A 9,106-nucleotide genomic window follows, 5' to 3' on the forward strand; every position below is an offset into this window, starting at 1 on the left:
TCCGCTTGAAATGGTCGGCCTCAGCCTGCAATACAATTGGCTCTTCCGTTGTTTCTGGATGGTTCATATTGTGATCTCCGCAGAATAAAAAATCAGTTTATTTTTCGTCGTCAGTTTGTCGTTTTCGTTTGAGATCCAGCAATCGACCGGTCGTGCTTTGGTTCTCTCCCGAGTCGGTTGGTGGTGTTTTGGGGGAGGGTTTAGTTTCCTTCTCCAATCCTTTTTTCGCAGTATTCTCTGGTTGAGATTGTCGTGAAGACTGCCGTTTTTCTTCCTGGAGTTTCGCGATCGTTGACTGCGAATTCAACTGACTGGCCGTCGTAGTTACATCGCCTTTGCGCAATTCCAATTCGTCACCCACATCTTGTTTCCGCTGCAATAAAGCCCCCATCGTTGCCGTACTGCTTTTCTGTTCGGAACTGAAACCGAACCAGCCTTTAATCACATACCAGTCCAGTTGGACCCGTCTGATACCCACATCCAGCGGCACTAAGATGGCCAAGGCAATCAACAGCCAGTCAAACACAGGATTTGAACTCTGTTTGGGATCGCGACGACCATAAATTACTTCCGCTGCATTTTCCGGATTCAGTCTTTGCCCCCCCGTTCTTTCAGCAATTTCTTCCAGCACAATCGGATTCGAACGAAAGCGGAGGAATTCCGGGGAATAGGGGACGATAAATCCACCATTCGTATGATCTTCCCGGTCTCCTGATTTTCCAACCGCCATCACCTGGTAGCGGCCTTTCCCCCATAAAGGAATCGAAGCCTGATACCTGCGGGGGCTTACCTGCTTGAGCACGACCGTTTCTTCCCGGTCGTGAGGTCCTGAGATTCGCGCTGCAACGTTGAGAAACGATTCTTCCGGATGAAAATCTTCAACCATAATCGTCGCGTTGTTGCCAGTCGTATGACTCCACATTTTCAGCTGGGCCTGTTTCTGCACGCGAGAGATTTTGATCATCAACTGCTTGATAAACGCCTGGTAATGATCCCAGTTCACCCAGTCGGCCCCCCAGTTCGGGGATAAGTCAGAAGTAAAAGCGGCAGTGGTTCCCAGTCCATATCGCCAGAAGGCCAGCACCGGATCTATGTCACCTTCTGCCTCTTTTTTCTCTGGAGCATTTAAGACTCCTTCTGCTCTGGATTTGAGAGTGGTTAATACATAACCATGCAAAGGAGGAATTGCTTCAACACCTTTGAGAACCGGTGAAATCATTCCCACCTCAGGAGTAATTGTTTCGTTTTGGATCATACTCCGTTTGAGTGTTTTTGATTCCTTGATAAAAATCGACGGTAACTGATTGGGGTTTGAAGGAAAATAATAGCGTCCTCCTGTTGCGCCTGCGATTCCACGCATTGTCGAAATATCGCGCCCCCCATGCGGAAAGATCGCCACCATCGACACACTGACTTTGTTATCCTGAAAACGCTTGATCAACGCAGGAGACGGAGGCTGTGGATCGCCGTCTGAAATGATAATCATATGTTTTGTCGCAGCGTCGCTTTTGATTAAACCAGCCAGACCCAATTCCATGGTGTTGGCAAAACTCGGCATGTCGCCGATCTGGGCACCATTTATCTTAGGCACCATTTTTTCATAATCGCCGGCAGGAGTCAGCTCGAAGAGCCATTTTTCTCCCCCCATGAAATCAAAGATCAAAACGCCCACTTCATCCTGTGCTCCGAGAACTTTGACCGCCTGTTTTGTGATGCGTTTTCCCCAGGTATTGCCTTCAGGAAATTCACAGGTATGCAGGATAATGGCGAGCGCACCTTTCGGCAGTACTTTCTTTTTGGTGATATCCATGGTGACTGGCAACGCATCTTCGATCAGGGTCCGGTGATATCCTCCCGGTCCATAGCTGTTCTCGCCTCCCACCATCATGAAGCCGATGCCCTGATTAAAAACGGCATCATGTACGGCTTTTAATTGAATGACATTAAAAGCATCAGCGGGAACATTCACAAACAGAATGGCGTCATAAGGCATCAAAGACAATGAGTCACTGGGAAATTCGTATGCGGAAATGGTTTCAACATTTCGTTCTCCTTCGCGAATCGCCTTGACCAGTGATTGCCAGTCTCGTTCGTCTCCTGCAGGATTCGTAACGACCAGGACCTTGCCTTCCCCCTCAACAAAGAGGTAGTTTAAGACGGTGTTATTTTCACGAATTTGATCTTCATTTCGCTTGGTTTCAATAGTCGCCGAATATTCGTAGTAACCTGCCGCTCGCAAATAGATCGGCACGACAAAACGATTTTTTCCTGCTTTGAAAGAAACCTGTTCCTCATAAATCGGTTCTCCGTTTTCCCGTAGTACCAGTTTTCCAGAACCATCTTTTAAGGATGATAACACCACAGCCGCTTCATAGTTTTCGCCCAGTTTTACGAAACGCGGCAGTTCCAGACTTTCCAGCCAGACCTCTTTGTCGTATTCATATTGAATGGGGAGAACATCGACGGCAATATCGCGGGACTTCAGCTCTTCCAGGATTTGCGAGATGGAACCTTCCGTTTCCGTCCCATCACTGATTAATACAATCCTCCCCCGGTTTTCTTCCGGCAGCATGGCGGCTGCCAGAGAAAGCGTCTGCTGCAGATTCGTCGCATCGCGGTCGATGCGCGAGTTCAGGGCTTCGAAAGGAAATGAGACGCGCGGCGGGAGTTCCACCGCAGAATTACGTCCGAAGACGACCAGTCCTGCTTCATCGGTCTGTGGCTTTTCAGTGACCGTTTTGGTTACAAATTCCAGTGCAGCATCAACCGAGGATTCACCAATCGAATCCGAAAGATCCACGGCATACACGACTGAGATTACATCTCGCACACGAACGGAACGCGGTTCTGCAATCAGCATGACGAAGAGCCCCAGCATCAGCAGACGCGAAATCAATGCGGCTAAACCTCTGCCTTTACTCAATCCACCAAAACCGGCAACCGAGAGCCACCAGACCCAGATTGAAAACAGGATCAATCCAAATGCCCAGGGACGGGCAAACAGCAAGACACCAGAATACTCAAGGCTGAAACAGACGATAGTATAAAAGACCAGAAATACGATCAAAGACAGTGCGCGCTTCCAAGTCACGGCGGTGCGTGGTTGAGGAACTAATTGATAATACAGGTCTTTGATTTTCATGGTATCAATTTTACGATTAAACGATTGCCAGTGTCAGCTACGAATAGTTCTTCTTTTGAATTTACTGTAAGTCCCCAGGGAGTGATGAATTCTCCTTGATTTGTCCCTGTCTTCCCGAATCTGCCTAGTACCCTGCCTTCCAGGTTTGTCTTGGTGACGCGACCTGCTCCATATTCAACAATGTATAACTCTTCATTAACACGATCGATGGCAATGTCATAAGGGTAATAGAGTGGTATACCACCAGTTTTCGTTCCTAATATTTCTAAAAATGTACCATCATCAGAAAATACCTGGATGCGATTATTAATCGCATCAGAGACATAAATCTTTCCTTTATGCCAGAGCATTCCGGCAGGTCTCTGGAATTCACCAGGGGCAGTACCCACTTTTCCAAATTCCAGTAAATACTCGCCCTCTTCGGAAAATTTCTGGACGCGGTCATTATTTCCGTATTCACAAACGTAAATATTACCAGCAGGGTCTTGCACCACAGAAACAGGATAAATAAATTGTGAAGGACCCTCACCATATTCCCCCAGCATTTTCTGAACATTTCCCTGTTCATCAAAAAAGACAACGCGATGGTAGTGCGTATCTGCGACGGCAATCTGACCATTTCTTAGAAAACATACTCCTTCCGGCTTTCCCACATCATACTCAGGCATCTTCCATTGCCTGATGAGTTCATTGCTGGAATTATAAACCAAAACCCGCCCGGCATTGTCAAGCACATACAGATCATCATTTGGTCCCACATTGACGCTGCGCGGTGCAGGAATCTTGATCCCTTCGGAGGGAACGGACCATTGTTTGATTTCAGAGAAATTGAGCTTCGGAGCGGAATCAGAATCGCAACCAAAACCGATAAACAGACAAAGCAGTAACATCAACAACCGCACTGAAACACGATCACCCTTTTGCAACTCTGCGCGTGCAGGCCGGTGGTAAAAAGTCTGCTCTGTTTTCGTTTGCTGGTGAATCGTTTCCACTTCTTCAATTGAACCGCTGAAGGCAGACTGTTGCACCTCCCACAAACCGTGTTGATCCTTTTCGACGATCAATTGCTCAGGACGAACCAGACTTGCTTCATGACGATTTATTTTCAGGCCGGCATGATCGCTTATCATAGAAAGATCATTTAAAGAGCCCAGAAATGTGCCAATCTGGTATGAAGGAGGCGCATAATACAAATCATCAACGTCCCCCGCGTAGACTACCTTGCCTTCATCGAGGCAGATGACATGCTGGGCTTCCCGTAAGACAAGTTCAGGCAGGTGTGTCGAAAAAACGATCGATGTGTTATTTTTCTGGCAGTGTCGACGAATCGTTTGCCAATACAGTGGCCAGTGTGCCTGGTCGACATGCACGAGAGGTTCATCCATGACGAGGACTTTTGCCTGGCTGGCAAGAGCGCGGGCAATCGCTAAACGGGAAGCCTCTCCTTGAGACAATTGAGCTGGATATTGATCGCGCACCGCTGTCAAACGAAATGCTCTCAGCAGGTCATCGATGTGTTCCTGTTGTGTCTCAAGTTGGGGGTGAACCAGAGTCAGGTGGTCTTGAACGGTATATTGGGGCCATAGTCCGAGAGAATGTGGTACCCAAAACAGTTCCAGCACAGGCTCCGACGCGAATTGCTGACCGATGCGGGTAACGGTTCCCAGATCGGGAGATTCAAAATTGACGAGCAGATTCAGCAACGATGTTTTGCCCGCACCGGAGTAGCCCATGATGGCAGTGAAACCTTGCGGGATCTCAAGATTGACCTCTGCTAAACGGACTCCGGACGAGCAGTTCAAACTGACCTGCTTCAGAGACCATAAATAAGATTCAGAGAGTTGAGTTGCGACAGCCATAGTATTTACACGGTCTGATTCATGTTGAAACGGTCTGAAACGGTAATCCACAAATATTTGACAACTGGTAACAGCAGAATACTGACAAAAACAGGAATGAACAGACTGAGAAAGGTCATTGCAGACAGAATCGAATTCTGGCCGTAGTGCATCAGCCCGTACAATCGGACAGCAGAACTCATCGTATGATTGGGAGCCAGAATTGAACTGATTATCACATCCCAGTAGGACCAGAATGCGAGAATCACAACAGCCCAATACTGCATGTTCCCATAGACGGCCCAGCGAAGCCGTCCCCCCTTGATCGCCTGATGATGATTTTTCGATTGACTTAATAATTGAGCCAAAAAGAGTGAATCGTTTTGCCACTGTGCGATAAAGATCAGTTTTAGAAAAACAGCTCTGGGAAAAAGATAGAATACTAACGCGATAAATAGAGCCAATGGCGTGTCATACAACCAACGACTGTATTCCGCTAAGAACAAGGTTGCCATGATGAGCGCAAGAGTCAGCGAGCCGCAAAGCCCCGGCAGACAGCACAAAAACCCGGTCACTTTCAGGATTCGGGACTGATTTTTCGAAAAGAAGAAGGAAGCCAGCCCCCAGGCCGCGATCCCCGCAGTAATACCATACAACAGCCCCCAGGCACATTCACTCAAGATGCCCGCCAATTGTAATTGATTTTGAAATAAGCTGCCGAGTGAAAGCACGCCGCCCCATCCGGTAAGGCTGAACGGGATGACCACCACAGCGAAAAATGCGATTAATAGATAACTCCATGACAGTACTGAAGCAATGAGAGACTGCTTTTTAACGTTCGATGGTGGATTCAACCGGGGAGGATGCGGGAGACGACTGAATAAAAACAGGACACCGCTAATGATCAGCAACTCGATGATCAAAGGCCCCGTCAGAAATGAAATTGTTTGAGTTATCGGAACGCCTCCTGCCTGTGCGTCAAAGATCCACACAGTCCAGGAATCGCGATAAATTAACGAAGCCATCTCAAATTCCTGAAATGACAACAGAAATAACAGCGTCCAGACTGGAATCGTCCGCTGCATGGTCTTCCACAGCAAGAAACTCCACCGCGATTTCATTCCGGAAATGCTAGCTGAAGTAGCACGCATTGATTTTTGGATAAAATCGGCCTCTGGAGAAATGACAGGGGGAGCAGAAAAATGAAAGCAGACGATTCCCACTGGGACAACTTTCAGTAAAACGAGACTCGCATAAATCAGTTCGATGAAAAAAGGATAATGCACCAGTTTCAAAGAGATCAGAGACCAGGCATAACCGACTATCAGTTCAGGCACCAGAAAGGGGGATAAAATCAGTAAAAACAACGTAAACGAACGTTTTGAATATCCAGTGTCAATTCGCTGTGACAAATGTCGCGAGAGGAAAACGCCGATCATCGAAATGACCAGACTGCGTAACACAGTCACGCCACAAATTGTGGCCAGGCTCATTTCAAGTACTCCGATTTGAGCCAGGCTAAAGTAATTTCTCGCTGTTTCACTAAATTTGTTAAAGGATAGGCTTTCTCAATATAAATTCTAAACTTGCTTACTTCTTCAGGGACCTGTTCCCAGTTCACATCACCCAAAGGAATTTGGCGCGACTGAGACTTCGCTAATTTCAGTTCGACTTCTGCAGAAAGCAGATAATCGATTAAGAGTTCCGCTTGTTTTCGTTTTTTCGTTCCCTTAATAATGGCAACACTGTTCGGAATCAATATCACCTGTTCGTTCACGGTAATCGGTAATGCGGCAACCGGCTGTTTTTCATCGACGGCCACAAAATAGTCATCGGTATCGGTGAAACCCAAAACGCAGGCCCCGCTTGCCACCAGGTTTTTCACACTGGCATTTCCTGAGGTTTCCTGGATTCCTCTTTCCTGCAGAGATTGATGCCACTGTTTCAATCCTTCCAGACCCCAGGCATCACAGAGTACTGTGTAATGAGTCAAAGTTGTGCCATACAGCGGCTTGGCAATCGCAACCTCATTCAGAGGCCCCGCTAATTTCTGTTCGATACTCTCTTTTGAAGCACTTAATTGTTCGGTATTGGAAATATAAACTCGCAGTCTTGCAGCAAAACCGGTCCAATATCCGTCCGGATCTTTAAATTTCTCAGGAATTCTCTGATAACCATCGCCTTGATAGGCTTCCAGTAATCCCTGCTCTTTTAAGGCAACAGTTCCCAGTGTCTGATTATTCCAGAAAACATCACAACGAGGATGTTCTTTCTCCCGGATAATCAAATTGGTCAGCCCCAACGATTTTGTGGCTTCCGTATCGAAGCGAGGCTCGACTTTGATCCCCGTCTTCTGCTCAAACGCGTTCAATATTTCTTCAGAAAAGATCGCATCATGAGCGCAATAGACAATGATCGCTTCATTTTGTTTCTGATAATAAAAGACCAATCCGATGGCTAGGATGACAATGAATTCTACAATTGCCAGCATGAACCATCCGGAAAAAAGCCGACCCTTTGGAGTTTGATTCATTTCTTGGATGATTTTTCTTCAGGCTGTTTCTCTAATGAATTGAAATACTTTTTGATTCCCTCGTGATAGCCAGGGGGAATCTGCTCTTGCATGATTGCTTCGCTCATACCCTGTTTGAGATCGGTGACTAATTTATTGTACTCTTTTTGAGCCTCTCCCCGATCGCTGAGCCCTTTGGTCTTGAAGGAAAGCAGAACTTTACCGGCAGTGATTGCCGATTTCGATTTTTCTGTTTTAAACCCCGTATCAACGGTATTGTCTTCGTCCACTTTTCCTCCACTTCCCTGCCCTTCGCCACCAGTTCCCTCGCCTGCCATATCCCCCATCAGCTGAGCATAAAGCGCTTCATAGTCTTCGAGAGTCAGACAATTTTCACAAGCTTCCCCATCCAGTCCTGATTTATCATTTACTTTTTTTGCCATCTGCAACACTTTGAGAGCTTCTTCAAGTTTCTTCATGTCTTTGGCGGACTGAGCAATTTCCTTCAATTCCAGCTTAGCGAGATCAACAGATTCCATTGCTTCTTTAAAAGCTTCGTCCGGGCTGAGACCTTTCGACTGGGCCATCTGCATTTGTTGCATTGCCCGTTTCAGTGCAGCAGCCATTGCCTTGGAGTTGGTCTGTTCGCGCGCAAATGATTCCATTTCGCTGAGCTTTTTCTGGATTTCACTTTTCAATTGCTCGCGTTTCACCGGATCCGTTTCTTTCATTAAACGCTCCAGTTTTTCCTTTAATTCATCCATTTCTTTAGTGAGGGATTGAGTAGAACCTTCCTGCAGTTCTTTGTTCCATTTCTGCATTCCGTCATTTTTCGACATTCCCCCAAACTTCTGCGCCTGATCGGTTTTCATCATCAGACTTTTCATGTTCTCTTCAGCAATTTTGCGCCATTTACCACCCAGCGATTTTTGATGACCGGCAAGCGTTTTTGTGTTTTCCTGTTTTTTCCCGGGCGTCATTTTCCGAAAGTCTGATTTCAGGTTTTCGACTGCCATTTTTACATCTTTTGATTCTTCGTCGTTTTCGCCCGTGTCCTTATTTTTGAGTTCGGCCAAACGGGCTTTGGTCGCTTTTTTTGCACTTTCGAATTCTTTCGTTTTTTCCTGTTCGATTTCGGCCGCCTGGACTTTGCCAAAGGGATCAAACTGTGGTGTATATTGTAAAACGATAAACAGCACGAGTAATCCGCCACAGGAAACAGCCAGTCGTTGCCCCCATTTAAATCCGACGACATCAGCAGGCTTGATCGTTCCTGCCTTCTTTTCCGCATCCAAAGCAACCAGGGGTTTATAATTTCCCACGGCATTTTCCAGCATGGTGACGGTCAAAAACAGATCTTTAGTTCCTTGCTTCTGATCAATCAGTCGCGCGGCCTGCGCCTTGCCTGGTTTGCGAAACAGCAGACCGGACAGCAGTAATGTCCCCACGAAAACGATGCCGACAGATTCCAGGGAAAACCAGTCTCTTAAATATCCAGAGAATCGACTGAAAAGCAGTGCAGCCAGATAGAGCGTCGTCATGGCAGCAAATGACACAAACAGCTTGCGCCCCCATAAAGCAAATGCCAGGCGGCGTTGTACTCGTTCAATTAAA

5 protein-coding genes are annotated in these 9,106 nt (G+C 46.8%); all 5 read right to left on the reverse strand.

Annotation, left to right across the window (positions count from 1 at the left end):
- Positions 1–97: 97 nt before the first annotated feature.
- Complete coding sequence (locus Q0294_RS17610) at positions 98–3,142, reverse strand: VWA domain-containing protein (RefSeq protein WP_299468078.1); 3,045 nt, start codon at positions 3,140–3,142, stop codon at positions 98–100.
- Positions 3,139–5,001 (reverse strand): ATP-binding cassette domain-containing protein, encoded by a 1,863-nt coding sequence (locus Q0294_RS17615; RefSeq protein WP_299468080.1) that lies wholly within the window; start codon positions 4,999–5,001, stop codon positions 3,139–3,141. Before Q0294_RS17615 ends, Q0294_RS17610 begins: the two co-directional genes overlap by 4 nt.
- 5 nt (positions 5,002–5,006) lie before the next feature.
- Positions 5,007–6,473: a hypothetical protein gene (locus Q0294_RS17620; RefSeq protein WP_299468082.1), complete on the reverse strand. Its 1,467-nt coding sequence runs from the start codon at positions 6,471–6,473 to the stop codon at positions 5,007–5,009.
- Positions 6,470–7,471: an extracellular solute-binding protein gene (locus Q0294_RS17625; protein ID WP_299468084.1), complete on the reverse strand. Its 1,002-nt coding sequence runs from the start codon at positions 7,469–7,471 to the stop codon at positions 6,470–6,472. Before Q0294_RS17625 ends, Q0294_RS17620 begins: the two co-directional genes overlap by 4 nt.
- 38 nt (positions 7,472–7,509) lie before the next feature.
- Positions 7,510–9,106: hypothetical protein (locus Q0294_RS17630; protein WP_299468086.1), on the reverse strand; the 1,597-nt coding region annotated here is incomplete at its 5' end.

The sequence above is a fragment of the uncultured Gimesia sp. genome (genome assembly GCF_937919775.1).
GTDB lineage: Bacteria > Planctomycetota > Planctomycetia > Planctomycetales > Planctomycetaceae > Gimesia.